The organism is Psychrobacter sp. I-STPA10 (genome assembly GCF_021012795.1).
Lineage (GTDB): Bacteria > Pseudomonadota > Gammaproteobacteria > Pseudomonadales > Moraxellaceae > Psychrobacter.
On sequence record NZ_VFYU01000010.1, the window covers coordinates 65,955 to 87,709 of the forward strand.

Genomic DNA, 21,755 nt, shown 5'->3' on the forward strand with positions numbered 1-21,755 from the left:
AAGTTATCTTTTATCATAGCAATTAAAAAACATAGATGTTAAAACATATAACAAGGAATGAATATGAGCCATATACTATCTAACACTCAGCTTAGTGAGCACCTTTATCGTGCCTATGTTGAGCGCATACCCCTTGCACAATCAGTGATGATAGCAGACCTCTCTAGCAAACAAGCCTATGATATCCAACATGCGGTGACTGACAAAAAAATAGCGAATGGGGCAAAACTGGCAGGCTATAAAATCAGCATGACCAGCAAGCGCACCATGGCATTATTTAACTCTGCCGAGCCGATGTATGGACAGCTTATTGATAAGCAGGTTTGGGATAATTCGCAGCCCCTATCTTTATCGACTGATGTAAATAGTGCCTTGGTGGAGCTTGAGCTGGCATTTATTGCCCAAGAAAAACTCCTAGCAAGTGATACGCCTGAGCAAATTTGTAAAAAATGCCTCATTGCCCCTTGCCTTGAAATACCTGACTCTAGATATCAAGACTGGTTTCCCAAAATGAGCAAAGAACATCTGTGCGTCGATAGTGCTGTCGCAGGTTATGTGTGTATCGGGCAGCCAGTCACTGCCAGCTATGATGAGCTAAGCCATGAAGTTGGACGCTTATACATCAATGATGAGCTGGTACTCACTGAACCTGCATCGGTTGTACTAGAGCATCCTGCCTTAGCCGTACAGTGGCTGGTGCAAAAGCTACAGCAACACAACCTGAGTATTGAAGCAGGCATGTTCGTCTCTTCTGGCTCATTTGGTATGCCGGTCACATTAGAGATGGGGACTTATAAAGGTGAATTTCAAAGCGTAGGAGAAGTATCACTCACAGTACAAACATAAATTAACATTACTGTGAGTACGATCTTTATAAACGACTTGATACTTATTGTTAGATAATTAATTAGATTATCATTTATATATTTGCCTAGCTTTCACTAAATACAATCGTCTTATTACCTGTGACAATTACTCGATTTTGCACATGCCAATTCACAGCTCTGGCTAATACATTGCGCTCCACATCACGACCAATAGCACGCAAATCTGCTACATTTTGCCGATGGGTAACACGATGCACATCTTGCTCAATGATTGGACCTTGATCAAGATCAGCAGTGACATAATGAGCGGTTGCACCAATGAGCTTCACACCCTTCTCAAACGCTTGTCGATACGGATCAGCACCAACAAAGGCAGGCAAAAATGAGTGATGAATATTGATAATACGCATTGACCACTTAGCAACAAAATCTGCTGATAAAATTTGCATATAACGAGCCAGTACCAATAAATCATTATGTACTACTAATTCATGAATCTGTGCTTCTGCCTGAGCTTTGTTATCTTTGGTCACTGACACATGGTGAAACTCAATACCAAAGTTCTCCACCGCTTGGCGTAAGTCCTCATGGTTACTCACCACACAGGTAATATCACAATCTAGTAGCCCACGTTGGTGCCGCCATAACAAATCTAATAACGCATGATCAAACTTTGATACCAAAATTCCAACTTTATACTTCACCGTATTATCATGCAACTGCCAATCCATCTTATATTGACTGGCAACTTTTTGTGCAAAGTCAGTCTTAAACTGCTCAATTACTTCAGATAGCTGTGCCAAAGCAAACTCAACCCGCATAAAATACTGACCACCTTCATGCGCTGTTGAATATTGATCCAAGGTAATGATATTTGCACCCTGCTCAAAAATAAATCCAGAAACTGCTTGTACAATACCTGCTTGGTCTTGGCATTGTACCAGCAAAGTCCCCGTTCTTTTGGTGGATGTTGACACACTTGGTAAACTGGCAAAATTAGTAGAAGTTGTTTTCATAAATCTCTATTCTATTGTTTATAAAAAAGGCAATATTTTAAAGCCGTATGGTGTATAAAGACAATGAATTTTATCTTTTGTCCCTATTTATTTACTTACCACCTTCAATCCAAATAAATAAAAAACCCCCAAGTATGCTTGAGGGTTTTTTATTTACAAGTTGATAGCTATTTGAAGTTATTTCTTAGTTTTAATCACTTGACTAATAGAACTACTACCCACTTGAACAGTAACCAAAGTACCTTTATCGAAGGCATTATTGAAGTTAAAGACAAAGCCTGGCTGAGCTGCCGTTATATTAGTATTACGCACTGGTGAATTATCTTTATATAGAATAACAGGTAAAGTACTACCAGAATCTAGACCTTGCGCTGAACCTGTAATTACGGTTCGTTCTAAACCTGTGCGTGCATCTACTGAAATAGCCAACTGATTAATACAAACTTGGCTACCCACACCAAAGGCACTTTCATTATTGGTATATGGGGTAATGATTGTATCGCCTGATAGCGAGAAGTCGCTAATCGCTGCGGGCAATTCTATATCAAAAGATTGCAAGTTTTCACTACCATTTAGCAAAGTTGTGGCATCAAAACGTACCTGTGTCCAGTTTGAGTAGGCTTTGGGATAACGGATCTTAAAGTCTACCTTACCTTCATTATCAGTCACAAAGGTATATTTATCATCAGCCAACGTGGTACCTAAAATAGTCACAGGATTAATGGCTTCAAGTTTTTTGCTATTATTTTTATCCTCATTATTATCTAGGATATAGTTCCAGTTTCCATCCTCAGTATCTTGCCAGCCAGAAGCAAATTTCTCCGCTTTTATTGATGAAAATTCTTGCACCTCTGGTATGGTAATCGTGCCATCTTTTGGATTGATTTCCTCTTTAGGCTGATAAGCAATACTACGTTCAACTGCACAATATAAACCTTGGCGATAAGCAGTGGCATAAGATTTTAATGATACCTCTGTATTTTTAACTGGTCGACCCGTACCATCCATCACCGCAATAGAGCCAGAAACAAGATAGTAGATATTATCATCACTTTTCTCAATCTTATCACTAAATGCCAATGTCGTATAAACTGCATCTTTTGAGACAGTAATATAGGTTGTTTTTGTACCAATGCCATATTTATCGTCAAGTAATTGCGCCTGAATCTCCACTCCATTAATAGGTGAGACAGCATTGGCAGTGTATACAACTTTCGCTTCACCTTTCTCATTGGTAATGGCTGTTGCTGCAGACAGACGACCTGTTGATGATTCTTTTGTGCGACTAAAGACAACGACCACACCTTTAACTGGTACATCGTTTTTATCTTTTACTAAAGCCACTATCTCTGTGCTACCACCAGGGACAATCACTGATTTTACAGGTTGTAACAGCATTTTGGCAGGTGTGGTGGCTCTAAAGTAAGTATCCACTGTGGTGGTTTGTTTATTGCCAGCAGTATTGGTTACAAAAGCTGTTAATACAGCGGTACCAGCCAGCCCTGAAGACAATTTCACAGGAACATTAATAATGCTCTTATCTGTTGCATCAATCATGGCTTGAGTGATGGTCACTTTTTCAATGACCTTACTGCCTGTTGGTATACCATTTGCAAATGAGCCCAATGTGGTTTCGACAGTGACTTCTTTACCTTTATAAGCAAGCGCATCGGCGGCATCTTTGGCACGAATCTGAATATTAATCGTATTGGTTTTATGTACTTCATATTCAGCTTGTATATCATTAAAGCTAATGCCAGCCTGTGACACTTGAACCAAAGCAATACTGTTACTTACTGTGTCATTGCCTTTTACTCTAGCAGCAACTTTCAAGTTACCATTACTATCAAATGGTAATGCAGCTTCATCAATTTCTTTACTGGTTACCTTGCCATCTCTATCTGTCTGTGCAGTCGCTATTACGCTGATAACAGATGGATGCTTAGGATCAGACATATCAACCCATTCAACTTCTGCACCTGCAACAGGGTTACCAGCCCCATCAACAATACTCGTCGTAAAGGAGACTTTCTCATTAGGTTTTAGGTTGGTTTTTGAGGCTGTTAATGTCGTTGTTGTGCCTGAAGCATATAAATTTACCTCTTTTTCTACCTGTGCAACCATTTCAACGCTGGTTGTGCCATCCGGTTGAACCTTATACTCTGGCTTGAGCACTTGTCCAACCACAGTAATGCCATGGTTAAGGCGAGCATAAACAGATCCTGCACCAAGCACTAAACCTGCTTTAACCAAACCTTGTTCATCAGTAATCAGTTGACTCTTAGTCGTTAATGCCGCACCACTGGTTTCAGCATCTTTAATCTTAAGCTGCACTGGCACACCAGCGAGCGCACCACCATTTTTGTCAACCACACGGAAGGTGACATTGGTCTGATCACCACCAGTATTAAGTTCTGTTTTATCAGCAAATCCCATGATAACATAGCTATCAATGGTGCTTTGATCCACTGCAATATTATATTCTTTCTTGGCAACCACACCATTGGCTGAAACAGTTGATGCTTCAACTTTAATGCCTTTACCCAAGACTGTTGGATCGACATTACTGCCAGTCACTAACTGTAAATCAAACTCTGCAACCCCTTGACTATTGGTAGCAACTTTATTACTACCCGTAAAGCGAACCCCTGTTTTGATAGGATCTTTAATATTTAAAGTAACCTGTTGACCAACAACACCTTGTTGACTATTTACATCTTCCACACGCACAAATACTTTAAATGTATCTCCCTTACTATCCACCACTTTATTAGCCACGATGGTAGAGATGACTTCTGTAGCGGTACTCGGTTCTTCTGTGACAACTTTTGCCAATGTGCTGCTGCTATTGTTATTAGCATCCCTTGCGGCAATACCCAGATCAAATGAACTGCCAATCATTTTTTTCTGACTAGAGGTTAAATTATTTGGTGCTGCAATAGTAAAGGTTGCGACACCAGAATTATTGGTTGTCTGATTTGGACTAGAGACTACCATCAAACCTGCTTGTGCAAGACGAGATGGCAAGGCCAAAGCAACAGATTGACCTGAGACCACATCACCTTTTTTATCATGGGCGACTACTCTAATTTGGGTCTCACCACCATTAAGATTCAGTTTACCTAACGCTTGTGCTTTAAGCTCAATCTCAGACTTAACAGATTTCACAGTAACAGCGACTTTTTGAGTTTGTCCTGTCAATGTTTCAGTTAACGTTGCCGTTAACTTTGTATTATTTAACTTTTTACGTTGCTCTAGAGTTAAGTTACTTGGTACTAACACATTAAAACTAACGATACCATCATTGTTGGTATTAGCAGACACAACCGATGATCCACGTGCTCCATTGACTGTTAATAACTTAGCAATGCCTGGATTATTAAATGCAAAGTTAACGGCTTGATTGCGCGCAGGTATCTTATTACCTTGTTTATCTTCATTAAACAGTTGGAATTCAATAGATTGGCTACCACCTGTATTATTTATCTCATACTGTGCAGCGGCATCTAGATTTTTAAAGTTCACCGTTACAGGTGTTACCACGACCTCACCATCTTGTGGCTCTGCCATGATGCCATCGTTGTCATAACTGATCTGGTATTTGATACCGTTGGTTTTTAATTCTTCTCGTACTGCTTTTGATAAGCCACTTGGCACACTAACAACAAAAATAGCTTGACCATCTTTATCTGTCGTTGCTGTATTTGCTACTAAGCTGACACCAGCTTGACGAGCTGCATTGGTTAGCTCGATACGTACTTCTTTACCCACAGCAACTTTGGCAGGAGACCCTTCTAAAGCCTTAACAATAATATTTGCACTACCACCCAATTCATTGATTTGTGATGCTGACTTAATAATAATAGTTGCTTTCTTCTCAGCCACTTTAACCGTTTGTGTGTTTAGTTTATATTGTGTGCCATCACTTGCCGTTAATACCGCTGTATAGTTAATACCTGATTTAATTAAATCGGCACGCTCTTTTTTATTTAAGCCACTATCAACTCTTAGTGTAAATGTTGCAATACCTTGGTCATTTGTTTGTTGTGTATTACCACCAGTAATACGTACACCTGCTGCACTACTTAATTGTAGTTTAACCAAATCACCAATAACAGCTGCCCCACCTTGCTGCACAGCACTCACGGCTATGGTAAATGTATCACCTTGAGCATTTGCAGCACTCACACTTGCTTTTGATGTCAGTTGAATGGCACTGTCTGCATCTGATGAATTGATATTAATTGACTGACTCACTGATGGCGTTGGTACACCCGTTGGCTCAGTAATTGAAACCTCTAACTTAAGTTTTTCTTTTTTTCCTAAACTCTCTAAATTGGCACGCTGATTTTTAGTCAAGCCTGTTGGTATACGTACTGTATAAGTCACAATACCTTGGCTATCCGTTGTCTGTTCCGCGGCATTATCTAAAGTAACCAATCCTGTTGCTTTAAATTTATCTGATAGGCTGGCAACCACCTTTTGCCCAACCACTGGCGCACCATTATTTTTGTTATTCACCCTAAAGCTAATTTGTGTACTACCACCAGCACTTGATATTGCTTTTTTGTCAATGCTATCAACACTGACTTGATACTGTGCTTCTGGTATATAAACTTTGCTTTTTACTGTTACACTTGTATCTGCATGATTGGGCTCAATCAAAGTCAATGTATAGCTAATACCGTTATTTTTTAAATATTCAGCATCTGTTTTACTCAGTCCCTTAGGAATCACTAAATCTAATGTCGCTTGTCCTTGTTCGTTCAATACCAACAAATCACGACTCAAACTCACACCTTTAGGTAAATTACCGGTATTATTTAGGGCAACTTTGACTGTAGATCCTTGTATTGGCAGCACTTTATCTGACTTTGGTATGGCACTAATGTGAATGGTTTGTTGATCCCCATAAGCACTCATCAAATCTGTATTACCAGAGACATTGATATTAAAGCTCGATGCAGGATTGCGTACTGTCCATATACCAGATTCTTGTTTTTCTGCACCATCTTGTTCAGTCAACTTAATATTATAAGTAATACCCTTTTGAATGAGATTATTACGTTCAGCATCTGATAAATTAGGATCTACAACTAATGTGAACTGTGCTTCGCCACTACTATTGGTTTGTTTTTTACCGCCATCAATAATTGAAATGCCTTTATAGCTACCAATTCCTAGCGTAATATCAACACCTTCAGCAGCCACACCATTGGTTTGTTTAGCTTGTACACTAACTGTGACTGTATCACCTCTGGCGTTGATTTCACCACTTGATAATAATGTGGTGGACGCTACTGAGGAGGTTAAATTCAGCTTACTTTGTACAACAGAACCTGTACTACCTTCTTTACTCACACCAATTTTTGCAACTTGTTCAACAACACTGCCATCTTGTGCCTTTGCAGTGGCAGTTAGGTTAATACCTTTTAATAATAATGTTTCATCTGTTACTGCTTTGGGATTAAACACCAACTTATAAGTTGCATTACCATCTGCACCTGTTGTTTGGGTACTATTACCTGCAATAGAAATACCCAGCTTTTCAGAATCTATCACAGCCAGCGTCACTTCTTTACCAACCATAGCACCTGCAGTTTTTTTCTGTAAGGCCTTGACAACAACCGTAATTTCCTGAGTTTCTTGTTTATCTGTCAGCTTAATATTTTCTAAACTAGGTGTCAGTTTTTGTATATAAAATGCAGGCTCTTTGGTAGGTTGCGTTGTTCCACCATTGCCCCCTGTACTGCCACTACCTGTACCGCCATTACTACCCGTAATCCCCAGATCAGGCTTAGGAGCAATGGCATCAACAGTACCATCACCACCGCCACAACCCGCCAAAGCCAGCGCGCAGGATAGTGAGGTTAATTGAAAAAGTTTTGCAGTTGCATTCTTCTTATGGCTTGGGTTAATTGCATGCAAAAAATTTGTATCAGACATAATATTGACTCCGCATAGAACACTAAAATAGTGTCTTGTGCTATATAAAGATTAAAAATAGGATAAGAGTAGTATAAATATGAGTGGATTGGAATGGATACTATGCCTTCAAATCACGTTCACATTTATGTTTTATAAAAAAAAAGAATAAATAGTTTTTGTAAGTTTCCTGATATTAACTTTACTGTTTTTGAATGTAACTTACAACCCAAAATTCACTATCTCGCATACTTTTAGTATCTACTTGATAAACAAGCCGTAAAAATACACTTCATCACCGTAATATATCGTCAATTTAAAAGCTTTTAGTTGTATTATTAGCCTTATTGTGATATAAATATGCGCTTTAAATTTTCTTGTGGGTCTGCTACTTTTCGTTGTGGCGTAAAGATAGGCGGCCGCCAAATTATCGTTAACAGTATTTGTTAAATACATAGTCAATATACTGTGTCCATTCCACAGTATATTCTATCTGTATTTAACTTCAGTAAGATGAGAGGGTATTTGCCCCATCTTACTCATATATGAGGAGTTCGCCATGTCTCGAGTTTGCCAAGTGACTGGAAAGCGTCCAATGGTGGGTAATAATGTTTCGCACGCGAACAACAAAACCCGTCGCCGCTTCCAACCAAACCTGCACAACCATCGTTTTTGGGTAGAATCAGAAAACCGTTTTGTGCGTTTACGTGTGTCTTCTAAAGGGATGCGCATCATTGATAAGCATGGTATTGACAAAGTATTGGCTGATATGCGCGCTGCGGGTCAAAAAGTTTAATTGACTGCACCGCCATTAGCTATACTATATTATTCATACTATCTTATTCGCCATCTATCTAAGGAAGTCTATCATGAGAGATAAAATCAAGTTGGTTTCAACTGCTGGAACTGGTTATTTTTATACTACCACCAAAAACAAACGTACCATGCCTGGCAAAATGGAAATCAAAAAATTTGATCCAAAAATTCGCCAACATGTCATCTTCAAAGAAGCCAAAATCAAGTAAGATATTTGGAATGATTGAAGTACAAATATTTTCTAAATAAAAAAGGGTTATCTAAATGGATAACCCTTTTTTTATCACAAACTAGCATCATAGATAGTATTAACTATAATGCGTTGGCTCTTCATCATAAACATGCGCATGCCACTGACTCATTTGCTTATGCATAATCACCTGCACTGCTGCATGAATCATGTGTTGTCCAATAAACTGTGCATCTTTCCCTAATATCTCATAGATTTTGTCAGCAAAATCGATGGTAACTAGCGGCTCTTGTTTTGCATTTACATCGCGTAATACCAGTTTACCACCTTCAAGTTCTACCAACTCTAACATGGTCTCTTTACCAAACCCAGTATATTTATCTTGAGCTTCTTTATCTTCTAATTTCTCTTGTATCTCACTATCATGTTCATACGTCATATTATTACCTCTATACCATCTTGTTGGTATGATTAACGACCAAAAAGGGGAGCTGTTATTTTACAATGATGGCAAATTAGCAAACTTCAAGCCCTAATCACTATATCTGTATACTTTTAGCAATTGATATTGATATATCAACTTACCGCCAATAACGCAGTTTGGCTAAAGTAAATAAAAATGCCACAAACATGCCTAAATAATAAGTCAGTTTTAATTCAAACTTTGGGTCACGATATTTTAAAGGTAGCGCAACCACAACCGTTGCTGTTGGGATAATCAGTAGCATTAATAGCCAATTTTCAAATACATTAAGCCAACCTTGCCAGTCATGTCCATGACGTAAAGAAGACAGACCTAATAATAAACATGCCACAATCAGAGTAATAATCAGCCCTTTTGGCAAATCTTTTGGAAAAATATAATACTGAGAGTCTGGTGAAAATAGGGACACAATGTTTTCCATTTTATAAAATAGACAAAATATTAAAGCCTTGGCTATAGCCAAATATGAGAGTAAGTCAACAAACTGAACTATTATTTATATTTAACTGTATGTACCCATTAACCACAAGATGGTGACACTGGCAATCAGCCAACCAAGTGATAATGCATTGCGCCGTTGAATATTCATTCCTGTGACTTTATTCATGATAGTCGCACCCAGCCAAAATAACAACGGTACACCAATCACAAAAACAGGTACTAAAATAACCGCCTGCTGTAATACAGACTGCCACTGTTCTCCAAAAGCCAAACGAAAACCATAGCCTGATGCGATCAATACAAAGGTAAAGATTGCCAATCCAATGGTAATACCTTTTGGTACTAGACTTGGTTCAATATTATCCACACCATCATTATTTGATTTTTTGTCTAATAGTTTAGATGAGTTTGGAGATACTGTCATATAAGACTCTCTATTAACATTAACCTTAATTGATGTTTAACATGTAACTAACATTTATATTTGCTGGCTACCCACCAACGCTAGCTCTTCACGCATGGCAGTAATAGCAGCTTGATAATCAGACTGGTTAAAAATTGCCGAGCCTGCCACAAACATATCCGCTCCCGCCTCTGCCACAGCACGAATATTATTTGCTTTAATTCCACCATCAACTTCCAGACGAATGTTGCGCCCACTGGCATCAATGCGGTGACGTACCTCACGTACTTTATCCAATGTCGAAGCGATAAATGATTGTCCACCAAAACCAGGATTGACACTCATTAATAAAATTTGGTCAACTTTATCTATCACATAATCTAAGTAGTGCAAAGGCGTGGCAGGATTAAAGACCAAACCACATTCTGCACCCCCATCTTTAATCAACTGCAATGAGCGATCAATGTGATGGGTAGCCTCAGGATGAAAGGTAATGATACTTGCCCCAGCTTGCAAAAACTGCTCAATCATACCGTCGACAGGGGATACCATCAGATGCACATCAATAGGAGCAGTAATACCATAATCACGCAATGCCTGACAGATCATACTACCAAAGGTCAAATTGGGGACATAATGATTGTCCATGACATCAAAATGTACCACATCCGCCCCTGCTTTTAACACATTTTCGACTTCTTCACCCAAACGGGCAAAATCAGCAGATAAAATAGAGGGCGCAATCAGATAATTAGCAGTTTGACTACTATGGCTTTCTTGAGTGTCGTTCATCATTAGATTTACCTTATTCTGTTTAAACTTTGATGCTTAGCTTTTAATATTTAGTACCTTGAGTCTACTCAAAAGTGATTCTAGTGTTTATCTATCATCTACCAATAGATTAGCAGCGTGTAGGTGGTGAGTAATATGATCTGCCATCACCGTTTGAATAAAGTAATAACCATGATCATAACCTGCATGATAACGTATAGTGAGCGGTTGTTTTACCTCACAACACACTTGTTGCAGCTTCTGTGTTTGCAGTTGTCCTGCTTGATAAAACTCATCTTCTTGCCCTTGATCAACCAAAATAGACACATACTGCTGTCCTGCTTGCCAAATGGCATAAATGGCATCGTGTTGCTGCCATACCGCTTTGTCTTCACCAAAGTAAGCTTGGTATGCTGCTTGCCCCTTTTGAGACTGACTGGCTACACACGCAGGTGCAATCGCTGAAACACTAGCAAACTTATCAGCAAACTTAAAACCTAACATTAATGCACCATGCCCACCCATAGAATGTCCCATCAGTCCCAAACTACTGATGGGAAATTGTGCATGTATTAAGTCATAAAGCTCTTCGACAATATAGGACTGCATTTGATAATGCTCAGCCCACGGCTCACAGGTTGCATCAACATAATAGCTGGCAGCTTGCCCAATAAAAAACTGTTCATCATCTGCAACATTCTCTCCACGAGGAGAGGTATCAGGGGCAATAAAAATAACTCCAAGCTCTGAGCATAGCTGCTGAAAATGTGCTTTGTGAGTCACATTATCTGTATTACAGGTAAGTCCAGATAAATACAAGATGGCAGGACAATCGTGCCCTACTATCGCAGCATCTGGCAAGTAAACACTAAAGGTCATGACACTCTTGGTCACGGCTGATTGGTGCTGATAGTAACGCTGCTCACCATAAAAACAACGATTATTACTTTGTAGTGTTAAACCATTTTGTAATGATGAATTATTCATATATTCCCCTTATTCACTAAAGTTAGTCATTCAATAATTTCGCACTACTGATACGCCTTATCTGTATCCGATGATGTATCCATAGTATCAGTAATATGAATCTGCACACCACTATTAGAATTTAAACCTGTCACATCTGGTTGACTATTTGAGATATTAAGACTAGGACTACTCGGCTTGGTATCATACTGACGGAATAAATCTTGCTCAAATGCTGGCAATGCTGTCTTCATTAAACTGCCCATCACCATTTGTGGCTCAGATGGTTCAAAACCCATGGCAGATTCACGCTCGGCAAGACTTTTTTTCGCCTCTAAAAATGCTGCTTCAAAGCTATTATTATTACGCAAACTTTCGGCAAAAAAGGCACGCCCAAAATAAGTGAGATCTGCCTCATTACTACAACCAAATGATGGCTTGTCAGCAGCAGAAGCAGTAATGACCACTGTGGTAGGTGACAGCAACTCATCAATAAATGAGCCTGAATAACACGCAGATATGACAATGACGCGCCAACGTATACCAGAGTCATCTAGTGTTTGACGTAGCCACTGTGGATCAATATCTTCCAGTGCTAAAGGTGGATTATCCAGTTGTAAGATGTCATTATTACCATGAGAAGACAACAGCATAAACAGCACATCTTCATCAGCATTCATTTGTTGCCCAATACGCTTGAGTCCCTGCTCAATACTGGTTTTGGTTGCTACAGGCTGCTCATTCCAGCTATAGCGATTATTAATTAGGCTCAGCGAATGATCTTGAGTATTAAAACGTACATCAAACAGTTGCCGAGCTTCATTAATCTCTGAGCGAAACACATCCTGTCCTGCAAATCCCGCCACCCCCATAAAATACCAATCGGTCTGCCCAATATTATTTGGTTTGACTGCATTGAGTGCGGCAGAAAGCAGTAAAGGTTGATCATAAAATGCAGATTCTGCTAATGTTGGCTCACTGGGTATCAACTTAAAAATAGGCTGAACTGCCACATTTTTTTGCCATACTGTCAGTAATGCCACTGCACCTATCAATACCAATATCCGCTCCCACCAAGGGGTACGCAGCTTACGAGCAAATATCCATAATAAAGCAATAGTCTGCCACAAAAATAACAATAAAAATAAGGTAGGCAGTAATGAATAACTCCACTCTGGCAACCAACCGTGTGTACCCAAAAATTGAATGAGACTTTGTAATAATGCCGACATGGTATCGGCAGTCAGCCACAATACTGCTGGCACAAAAAGCAAAGAATAGTTACCAGAACGACGAGCAAGGATAATACCCGCCAACACCACGATAATTGGCCAAATCAAATAGCTGACCAAGCCTTGCTCATTAAATACGCTACCAATATCCGCAGCAAGCCAAGAAAATAAGGTATTGCTCGCCAGTGCTAATAGGGCAAACATTAAAAACTGCAAATAAGTGGGCTTGACCCAAGCAAATGCCCGAGTCGAGCCTGCCAGCATCCACAGTGCTGCAATGATATTAGCAGCAAAGTTGAGCGGGAAACGCTGTAAGGTAGGGACTTTTAGATTTTCAAGGGACAAGGAATATAACCTCTATTGGGTTATGAGCAAATAAATAGAGACATGGCAGAAGAATAGCCATACCGATTACATTGTAACAGATTATGTCAAATGTCCGTAATAAGAATTTGTAACGAATGCCAGTTCCCTCTCTATAATATATAGTCGAAGAATACTAAAACAGATACAAGGCGACCGAGTGCAGATAGTACATACAGTAAACGATGGCAACACCGTAACAGTTATCAAGTTCGTTGACTATATATGTTCTCAAGCACCCCTAGTATCTTTATTAAGAACCTGTATTCATAATCCAAAATCAGGGGAGTTTTAAACTAAAATTGCGTAATACAAGGCAAATTTTGGGGCGAATAGTCACTCTATTTAACCCAAAATTTAACGCCGTAGTACGTCTATTTTAGGCAAAAAGCCACCATTATGGGTTGTGAATACAGGCTCTAATACCATATTTTTATCTATCTTCCACTAAAAAATATGACATAAAAAAAGAGGCTTATCACAAGCCCCTTTTTTAAATAGTCATCTTAAATAAATAACAGCAACAAATAAATGGTTAAATTACTTCATTAGTAATTCATTAACCCGCTTTAGATATGCCGATGGATCTTCAAGCTGTCCACCATCTGCCAATAACGCCTGATCAAAAATCACTTGTGCCAAATCATCAAACTGTTCACTATTCTCTAGTTTTTGAATCAGTGGATGACTTGGGTTAATCTCAAGTGTTGGCTTCACATCTGGTACAGGTTGTCCCATTTGCTTGAGCATTTGAACCATTTGTGGAGACAATTCACCATCACCGACCACCAAGCAAGCAGGGCTGTCAACCAAACGAGTCGATACTTGTACATCTTTGGCACGCTCACCAAGTGCAGTTTTTAGCTTATCAACCACAGGTTTTAGCGTTTCTTGTGCTTTTTGGGCTTCGGCTTTTTCTTCTTCGTCTTGTAGGTCACCTAAATCCACCGCCCCTTTGGCGATATTTTGTAGAGGTGTGCCATCAAATTCAGTTAAGAAGTTCATCGCCCATTCGTCAACACGGCTGGTCATCAAGATAACTTCGATGCCTTTTTTCTTAAACAGCTCCAGTTGTGGGCTATTTTTAGCGGCAGCTAAACTATCTGCGGTGAGATAATAAATGGCTTTTTGACCTTCTTTCATGCGCTCTTTATAGTCAGCAAAGCTGGTCTCTAGCCCTTCATGCGTGCTAGTGGTATAACGCAATAACTTGGCGATACGCTCTTGGTTACCCATATCTTCGCCAAGACCTTCTTTGATGACATCACCAAATTCAGCATAAAACTGCTTAAATTTCTCTTGTTTTTCGCTGTCTTCACTATTTGCTAAACTTGCCAACAATGTCAAGATTCGGCGGGCATTACCATCACGGATAGATTTGACATCACGGCTTTCTTGTAGCAGTTCACGGCTGACGTTAAGCGGTAAGTCAGCAGAGTCAATCACTCCTTTCACAAAGCGTAAATACATGGGTAGTAGCTGCTCAGCATCATCCATGATAAACACACGCTTCACATACAGCTTTAAGCCATGCTGATGCTCTCGCGAGTACATATCAAATGGTGCTTTTTTGGGAATATATAATAGCTGAGTATACTGTACCCGTCCTTCAACACGGTTGTGCGTCCATGCCAGTGGGTCTTCGAAGTCATAAGTGACATTTTTATAAAAGTCAATGTATTCTTCATCATCAATTTCAGAAGCACTGCGTGTCCATAAGGCACTGGCTTTGTTGATGGTTTCCCACTCATCAGTCAGCACCATTTCACCATTTGCTGGTGTATCGCTCTCTTCGCCTTCTTCAACGACTTCTTCTTGCCATACTTCTTTACGCATTTGAATGGGCAAGCTGATATGATCAGAATAGCGGTTAACCAACGCTTTGATTTTATTGCGCTCTAGATAATCACTCTCACCTTCACAATACTCTTCTTTTAGATGCAACGTGATGCTGGTGCCACGCTCTTGTTTGTTGATGCTCTCAGTGGTAAATGCGCCTGTACCATCAGATACCCAACGCACACCTTGCTCGGCAGGCTCACCTGCTTTGCGTGATTCAACAGTAATTTTATCAGCAACAATAAAACCTGAATAAAAGCCCACACCAAACTGCCCAATTAAATTACCATCTTGTTTTTGTGCATCGGATAGTTTTTCTAAAAAAGCCTTTGTACCAGATTTGGCAATTGTGCCTAAGTTTTCGATGGCATCTTCGGTGTTCATACCAATACCATTATCAATAAAGGTAATGGTTTTCGCTTCTTTGTCCACATCAATGCGAATACGCAATTGGGCATCGCCTTCATAAAGGCTATCATCAGTGGTGCCTTCAAAACGCAATTTATCACACGCATCGGAAGCATTAGACACCAATTCGCGTACAAAAATATCTGAATTAGAATACAGTGAATGGGTAACCAGATGTAGCAATTGTGCTACTTCAGCTTCAAAAACGTGCTTTTGTGGTTGATTGTTATCGCTCATAAATGTCTTAATCCTTTATTTATCATTGAATGGTTTATTTACTATGATTGCTAACAAAAGCAATCTACTAAGTGAACAAATAGGGGTACTGATGATAATTTTCAAGTCCATTTTTTGATATTCTTTAACCCGCAGCAAAAAGCCTGCTGTATTAGCAGGCTTTTTGCAGTCAGGATGAGAGATTAAATACAGTTAATATTTAGCTACAGGCAAGGAAAACCTAAGTGTTTAGGACTTACGCAGTTGCATAGATTAATAGTTTGATGCGTTTGTTATACCAATCTAAATTAAACAATATTGCTTGGTTGATTAATTAGTTTAATTACTTGGTTGGAGCTTCTCCAAACCATTTGGTATAAATTTTATCATAAGTACCATCTGCTTTGATTTTCTTCAAGCCACTATTAATTTTTTGCACCAAACCATCATCACGACCTTTTTTGACTGCATAACCAAAGTACTCTACTTCTGAATCTGGATTTATCAAGCCATATAGCTGGTAATCCCCCATCTGATTACTGTAATACTGTAGGACACGTGAAATGTCATACGCCATATCTGCTTCACCACGTATCACTTGTTCAAGTTCCATAAACTGACTGTCTACCTCAATCACCTCAGCATCAGTACGCCCTTTTATCAATGCCTCTAAAGCAGGGACACCTGCTGACTCTGCCTGTGTGGTAAACTTGGTGCTATGTTGTACTGCTGTAGCAAAGTTATCGTATTTTGGTTTACCTTCACTGGGGGCTTCTCTTAAAATACCCATCCACTGTGTGTCTAAATAAGGATCTGAAAAGTCATATTTTTTCTGACGCTCAGGGTTAATAACGACACCTGTTGCAATGATGTCTCGTTCATGAGAGTTGAGCATATCCAACAATCCTTGCCAAGGTGAAGTAATCACTTCGACTGCAAAACCTTCTTTTTCACCAATTGCTCGGATAATATCAATATCAAATCCTTTTGGTTTTCCATACTCATCACTCAATACGAATGGCGGAAATGAAGCAATTGTACCAACAATATACACAGGAGCATCTGCAGGCAAGGTGCTAACAGCCGCTTCTTCAGGTGTGGTTATCTCTGTACTATTGACAGCAGTTGTATCTGCTGTCGAATCTGGTGCTGTTGGCTGTGGAGACTGGTTACAACCTGCCAATCCTAATAACGCTGATATTACTAATACTTTCCATTTGTGTTTCATATCCAATCCCTATTTTTGATTAATGGTATTTAACTTTAATAATTAATAATTCATTTATTATTGACATGTCTCATCCATGTCACAACACAGAAATTAAACACTTAGTACTAATAGTGCAATATTAGTTTACTAAACAAACTTGCAACTGTCAGATATTTTTTTAAATTATTTAAATATAACTATCTCAATGACATAGTTAACTAAAAAATAAATGAATTAAAAATTCAACAGCTACTTATAAAAGGGATTTAAAAAAGCTATCACAAAAAAACCACTTTCTTAGCAATTAAGAAAGTGGCTAATTAGTCATTAATATATATTAAAAGTAGATATCAGATCTTAAGATAAATCGAACTGAATCGCATAACGTTAAACTGCTAATGGCTCAATTAAATATAATAAGACTTACGTAAAAGCGTGACAATCGCCTTATAAAGCGACTGAAAATTATATTGAGCCTCTGGAACGACATACAGCAACTACGTACAGCCAGCCTCCTTGATAAAAAACAATGATTACCAGTCGCTGATTAATCTATAAAACTGCGTAAGTCCGATATATCAATAATAAGACTATACCTCACTCTCAACTTATTTTACTAAATTGATATATGACCCCTCCCAAACCCTCCCCTTGAAGTAAGAGGAGGACTTAAAAACCAGTTCCCCCTCCTTTTTTAAAGGGAAGGCTAGGAGGAGGTAGAAGTTGAGAGTGAGGTAACACCATAATAAATTAAGACATCTGCTCGACTGGAATACGCAATGCCTTAGGCAAGCTAAAGGTAACATTCTCCTCAATACCTGCCAACTCATCGGGTACTTTGCCACCCCAATCTTGTAACTGATTCAACACATCTTGAATCAAAACCTCAGGGGCAGATGCACCAGCCGTTACACCAACACGCTCTACCTTATCAAACCACAACTTGTCCATCTCGCCTGCATTATCTATCAAATATGCCTTACAACCCATACGCTCGGCAAGCTCACGCAAGCGATTGGAGTTTGACGAGTTAGGTGAGCCAACCACCAATACAACTTCACAACGCTCTGCTAAATCTTTGACCGCATCTTGGCGATTTTGGGTGGCATAACAAATATCATCTTTGCGAGGACCTTGAATGGCAGGAAACTTATCTCGTAGCGCATCAATAACCACAGCTGTATCATCCATAGATAGTGTGGTTTGGGTGACAAATGCTAACTTTTCGGGATCATGCACATTTAGGCTTGCCACATCTGTTTCATTTTCAACCAGATGAATTTGTCCACCATGGCTGCGATTAAACCGCCCCATCGTCCCTTCAACCTCAGGATGTCCTGCATGTCCAATCAGCACTGCATCCATGCCCTCTCGGGCAAATTTTGCTACTTCAATATGTACTTTTGTCACCAATGGGCAAGTGGCATCAAATACGGTTAAATCTCGACGTTCTGCTTCTTCTTCAACGGCTTTGGAGACGCCATGTGCTGAGAAAATTACAATTGAGCCATCAGGTACTTCATGCAGCTCTTCTACAAACACAGCCCCTCGCCTTGCAAGGTCAGAGACGACAAACTTGTTATGTACCACTTCATGACGAACATAAATCGGTGGTGGAAATCGGGCTAACGCCTCGTTAACGATGGCAATGGCACGATCCACGCCTGCACAAAACCCACGAGGATTGGCAAGATATATTTGCATAAAGATGCCTATCAATAGATAATTTGACTAAAATAACATGAATAATATGCAAAATGGCATACGCGCCTACTTTAGCATATTTTTAAGGTCGCTTACTTTCTTTAAACTTTATACATCGGTTATAGTGACTGACTAGTGACATAGTATAATAAAGCAAAGTCTATTATATTGGTTGAAAAAAAATTAATTGAGAAAAAATCATGAAAAAATACATACTGGCATCATGTTTTTTGCTACCCACACTAAGTTTTGCAAGTAATATCCCAAAAGCGTTTGATACCCGCCCTGTCTTACCCAGCGTTAATAAAATGCGTCATGAGGATTGGACATGGAAAAATTTTGCCATGTTACCAAATATGGAAAAACTACACACAGACCCTCAAAACAAAAATCGTTATATGATGACCCAAACCATCAGTGATGAGAATCCACAAACCACCATTACTTTTTATGGGACAAAACAACGTCCTGAAGTTGCCGTCATCGAAGCTCGTACTTGGGGTGCAGGAAATACCCAAGACTCACTTTTTATTCGACTAGATATGCTAAAAGGCAATATTCCTTTAAAAAGTAACTGTAACTTTAGACAAGTTTCTATTAGCGAAAGTGATAAAGACAGTGATGGTTTTAGCTATGAAACTGGTGCAACATTAGACTTTCAACAAGCCTATATCTTGCCAAAAAATATTAGCTCACTGCCTGCCGCTAAACATGATTTATATGTTGCCAGCTCACAGGTAGAAACCTATGTCATCACAGGTTCATTTCAAACCCAAGCTTATACGCTATCTGTCATTACCCCTCAAAAAAATAAGCTTGGTCAACTGATAAATACCTATGGCTGGAATACAAACAATCAAGGCAAAAAGGTAAACTGCACTGTCAATTAACCCTTGTTTATTCACTATGGCTCATTCACTATGAATGATGCTCATGGTTATTTTATAAATTCTTGCCTCTTTTTATAACCTATAAGGAATTTTTGATGACAGGTTCACTTTTTATTATCACCGCTGCTTCTGGCACAGGCAAAACTTCATTGGTCAAGCAGCTTATCGCTACCACCAATGATGTCGCTGTCAGTATTTCTCATACCACCCGTGAGCCTCGCCCAGGTGAAATCAATGGTCAACATTATCATTTTACTGACACCACCACCTTTGTCGATGGCATACAGTCTGGACTATTTTTAGAACATGCAGAGGTTTTTGGTAATTATTATGGTACATCACAAAATAGCGTTACTGAACAACTCAATGCTGGATTAGATGTGATTTTGGAGATTGACTGGCAAGGAGCTTTGCAAGTCAAAAAGTTATTTGATGATGTCACCATGATTTTTATTCTACCGCCAAGCCTATCAACACTGCGTCAACGCTTATCAGGTCGAGCGCAAGACAGTGAGGCAGTGATAGAAAAACGTCTTGCGGGGGCAGTTCATGAGATGTGTCAATATATACACTTTGATTATGTGGTGATTAATGATAATTTCGATGTGGCACTGACTGAGCTAAAATCTATCATCATCGCCAAACGTCAGACTTTGGCTCGCCAGCAACAACGCCATGCTACTACCATCTCGTCCTTACTTAGTGAGTCTGACTGACACCCATCATAAATTATTGCAGTTTTTCTGCTTTAATTTTGCTATAATGAGCAGTTATTCTTATTTTCTTTCCTAGTATGGGTGTTTTACCATTCATTAGGATAAGTTTTGGCTTTTTTGTAGAGGTAAATATGGCACGTGTCACCATTGAAGATTGCTTAGATAATGTTGAAAACCGCTTTGAGTTGATATTAGTCGCCAGTAAGCGCGCTCATCAACTTGCCAAGGGCATTGCAGAACCAACTGTTGAGGTTGATAACGACAAGCCCACCGTGTTGGCACTACGTGAGATTGCCGCAGGTCACATCACCCGTGATATTTTAAATCAACCAGAACACCATTTTGCCACCAACTCACTAGATTTGGCTTTAAGCAGCGGACATGGCTTCTAACCTACATTTAAGATAAATGCGATAAAAATGCCACAATAACTATTTTATTGTGGCATTTTTTATACATTAAGTTTTATGCTCTGTAATGTCTATATATACCTAATATACCTATAGCTACAAGAAAATAATTCAAACTAATAACAAAAAGCTGAGTAAAAATAAATAAACACCCCACTATCTTTGCCAATTAAGGGCAAATCACTTCAGTTTATCTTATTTTTTGTATTTTGTTACATGGTGATAAAAATATGAGTTGACAGCGTCTTCAATATAGGATTAATTAGAGAGTAATACCAAGCATTATTTCGATGATTTTTTATGGCAAATATTTTTTATAACAAATATAACAACATCTAATAGGACTTAATGAGTCTTATTTATAATTGATGAATATAGTTGTGTAATGGCATATATTGAAGAATTTAATTATTCACCCGTAAATTAAATTCTTATCATCTATGATGATGCTCTATTGATTATACTAATTTTCAAATTGATTTTAGTGAATCACTTTAGTCGCTTAAGTTTGTTACCATTGGTTACTCACCTAAGCGACTTTTTTGCCCCTATCAGTTTGGTATTACAGGGTATTTAGTCAGTCTAAGATAATTTCACCACAAGACAAGCAAACGCAGCTAACTAATACCGTGGTGGATTTATAGGCGGCAGACTATATTATAAATTAAACACATTTTATTTCTACTTAAGGATTGTTTAGCCATGTTATTGTCATCAGCCGACTCGCCTATTCCTCCTACTCGTTCTGCTAACAATATAACAGAGGGACAAGACAATTCTGTTACTGAAGGTCATACCCTAAGCGCTATCTCCCCCAGTCATTTATCAGAGGCTCCGACAATAAAACCACTAAATCATTCTAGTGATAAAAACCATCTGTCTCTAAATCCACCCAAATACAAAAAAAAATCAAATCAGGATAATAAGA

The 21,755-nt window shown here is 39.0% G+C and carries 17 protein-coding genes; 6 read left to right on the top strand and 11 right to left on the bottom strand.

All coding sequences use genetic code 11. The annotated features are described in order from the left end of the window. The first annotated feature begins 63 nt into the window (after positions 1–63). On the top strand, positions 64–846 hold the full coding sequence (locus tag FHK89_RS04510) for a 2-keto-4-pentenoate hydratase (RefSeq protein WP_230657206.1): 783 nt from the start codon (positions 64–66) through the stop codon (positions 844–846). Positions 847–931: 85 nt separating this feature from the next. Here FHK89_RS04510 and purU read toward each other — a convergent pair whose 3' ends face one another. Both purU and FHK89_RS04520 read right to left on the bottom strand, forming a co-directional pair. Further along, on the bottom strand, positions 932–1,804 hold the full coding sequence (gene purU / locus FHK89_RS04515) for a formyltetrahydrofolate deformylase (protein ID WP_230657327.1): 873 nt from the start codon (positions 1,802–1,804) through the stop codon (positions 932–934). Positions 1,805–2,020: 216 nt separating this feature from the next. Continuing rightward, positions 2,021–7,789 carry a hypothetical protein gene (locus FHK89_RS04520; RefSeq protein ID WP_230657208.1) on the bottom strand — a complete coding sequence of 1,923 codons (5,769 nt, stop codon included), beginning with the start codon at positions 7,787–7,789 and terminating at the stop codon, positions 2,021–2,023. 538 nt (positions 7,790–8,327) lie between these two features. On the opposite strand from FHK89_RS04520, the gene rpmB reads away from it, so the two are divergent. Together rpmB and rpmG are read left to right on the top strand one after the other, a co-directional pair. Then, a complete protein-coding gene (rpmB, locus tag FHK89_RS04525) occupies positions 8,328–8,564 on the top strand; it encodes a 50S ribosomal protein L28 (protein WP_230657210.1) in 237 nt (78 codons plus the stop codon). Between the two features lie 73 nt (positions 8,565–8,637). Further along, complete coding sequence (gene rpmG, locus FHK89_RS04530) at positions 8,638–8,793, top strand: 50S ribosomal protein L33 (RefSeq protein ID WP_049236287.1); 156 nt, start codon at positions 8,638–8,640, stop codon at positions 8,791–8,793. 99 nt (positions 8,794–8,892) lie between these two features. Here rpmG and FHK89_RS04535 read toward each other — a convergent pair whose 3' ends face one another. The 9 genes from FHK89_RS04535 to ispH form a co-directional block, all read right to left on the bottom strand. Continuing rightward, positions 8,893–9,213, bottom strand: a complete 321-nt coding sequence (locus FHK89_RS04535) for a hypothetical protein (protein WP_230657212.1) — start codon at positions 9,211–9,213, stop codon at positions 8,893–8,895. Between the two features lie 142 nt (positions 9,214–9,355). Then, positions 9,356–9,667, bottom strand: a complete 312-nt coding sequence (locus tag FHK89_RS04540; protein WP_230657216.1) for a hypothetical protein — start codon at positions 9,665–9,667, stop codon at positions 9,356–9,358. 93 nt (positions 9,668–9,760) lie between these two features. Next, a complete protein-coding gene (locus FHK89_RS04545; RefSeq protein WP_230657223.1) occupies positions 9,761–10,123 on the bottom strand; it encodes a hypothetical protein in 363 nt (120 codons plus the stop codon). A 54-nt stretch (positions 10,124–10,177) separates the two neighbouring features. After that, the gene (gene rpe / locus FHK89_RS04550; protein WP_230657329.1) at positions 10,178–10,894 is read right to left on the bottom strand and encodes a ribulose-phosphate 3-epimerase; all 717 of its coding nucleotides are present in this window, start codon (positions 10,892–10,894) and stop codon (positions 10,178–10,180) included. A gap of 87 nt (positions 10,895–10,981) precedes the next feature. Beyond that, the gene (fghA, locus tag FHK89_RS04555; protein ID WP_230657226.1) at positions 10,982–11,860 is read right to left on the bottom strand and encodes an S-formylglutathione hydrolase; all 879 of its coding nucleotides are present in this window, start codon (positions 11,858–11,860) and stop codon (positions 10,982–10,984) included. A gap of 44 nt (positions 11,861–11,904) precedes the next feature. Next, positions 11,905–13,416 (bottom strand): C13 family peptidase, encoded by a 1,512-nt coding sequence (locus FHK89_RS04560; RefSeq protein ID WP_230657228.1) that lies wholly within the window; start codon positions 13,414–13,416, stop codon positions 11,905–11,907. Between the two features lie 558 nt (positions 13,417–13,974). After that, positions 13,975–15,918, bottom strand: a complete 1,944-nt coding sequence (htpG, locus tag FHK89_RS04565) for a molecular chaperone HtpG (RefSeq protein WP_230657230.1) — start codon at positions 15,916–15,918, stop codon at positions 13,975–13,977. A 322-nt stretch (positions 15,919–16,240) separates the two neighbouring features. Then, entirely contained in the window at positions 16,241–17,125 is an 885-nt protein-coding gene (locus FHK89_RS04570) for a transporter substrate-binding domain-containing protein (RefSeq protein ID WP_230657232.1), read from the bottom strand. A 732-nt stretch (positions 17,126–17,857) separates the two neighbouring features. After that, a complete protein-coding gene (gene ispH, locus FHK89_RS04575; RefSeq protein ID WP_230657234.1) occupies positions 17,858–18,811 on the bottom strand; it encodes a 4-hydroxy-3-methylbut-2-enyl diphosphate reductase in 954 nt (317 codons plus the stop codon). 200 nt (positions 18,812–19,011) lie between these two features. Here ispH and FHK89_RS04580 point away from each other — a divergent pair, with 200 nt between their 5' ends. From FHK89_RS04580 to rpoZ, 3 genes are all read left to right on the top strand, one after another. Beyond that, positions 19,012–19,701 carry a hypothetical protein gene (locus tag FHK89_RS04580; RefSeq protein WP_230657236.1) on the top strand — a complete coding sequence of 230 codons (690 nt, stop codon included), beginning with the start codon at positions 19,012–19,014 and terminating at the stop codon, positions 19,699–19,701. Between the two features lie 95 nt (positions 19,702–19,796). Then, positions 19,797–20,417, top strand: a complete 621-nt coding sequence (gene gmk / locus FHK89_RS04585) for a guanylate kinase (protein ID WP_230657238.1) — start codon at positions 19,797–19,799, stop codon at positions 20,415–20,417. Between the two features lie 131 nt (positions 20,418–20,548). Further along, positions 20,549–20,809 (top strand): DNA-directed RNA polymerase subunit omega, encoded by a 261-nt coding sequence (gene rpoZ / locus FHK89_RS04590; RefSeq protein ID WP_230657240.1) that lies wholly within the window; start codon positions 20,549–20,551, stop codon positions 20,807–20,809. Positions 20,810–21,755 lie beyond the last annotated feature (946 nt).

Excerpts from the sequence above, each read along its gene's own strand:
- FHK89_RS04510 (WP_230657206.1), top strand. The coding sequence starts at position 64 with ATGAGCCATATACTATCTAACACTCAGCTTAGTGAGCACCTTTATCGT.
- FHK89_RS04520 (WP_230657208.1), bottom strand. The coding sequence starts at position 7,789 with ATGTCTGATACAAATTTTTTGCATGCAATTAACCCAAGCCATAAGAAG.
- rpmB (WP_230657210.1), top strand. The coding sequence starts at position 8,328 with ATGTCTCGAGTTTGCCAAGTGACTGGAAAGCGTCCAATGGTGGGTAAT.
- rpmG (WP_049236287.1), top strand. The coding sequence starts at position 8,638 with ATGAGAGATAAAATCAAGTTGGTTTCAACTGCTGGAACTGGTTATTTT.
- FHK89_RS04535 (WP_230657212.1), bottom strand. The coding sequence starts at position 9,213 with ATGACGTATGAACATGATAGTGAGATACAAGAGAAATTAGAAGATAAA.
- FHK89_RS04545 (WP_230657223.1), bottom strand. The coding sequence starts at position 10,123 with ATGACAGTATCTCCAAACTCATCTAAACTATTAGACAAAAAATCAAAT.
- rpe (WP_230657329.1), bottom strand. The coding sequence starts at position 10,894 with ATGAACGACACTCAAGAAAGCCATAGTAGTCAAACTGCTAATTATCTG.
- fghA (WP_230657226.1), bottom strand. The coding sequence starts at position 11,860 with ATGAATAATTCATCATTACAAAATGGTTTAACACTACAAAGTAATAAT.
- htpG (WP_230657230.1), bottom strand. The coding sequence starts at position 15,918 with ATGAGCGATAACAATCAACCACAAAAGCACGTTTTTGAAGCTGAAGTA.
- FHK89_RS04570 (WP_230657232.1), bottom strand. The coding sequence starts at position 17,125 with ATGAAACACAAATGGAAAGTATTAGTAATATCAGCGTTATTAGGATTG.
- ispH (WP_230657234.1), bottom strand. The coding sequence starts at position 18,811 with ATGCAAATATATCTTGCCAATCCTCGTGGGTTTTGTGCAGGCGTGGAT.
- FHK89_RS04580 (WP_230657236.1), top strand. The coding sequence starts at position 19,012 with ATGAAAAAATACATACTGGCATCATGTTTTTTGCTACCCACACTAAGT.
- gmk (WP_230657238.1), top strand. The coding sequence starts at position 19,797 with ATGACAGGTTCACTTTTTATTATCACCGCTGCTTCTGGCACAGGCAAA.
- rpoZ (WP_230657240.1), top strand. The coding sequence starts at position 20,549 with ATGGCACGTGTCACCATTGAAGATTGCTTAGATAATGTTGAAAACCGC.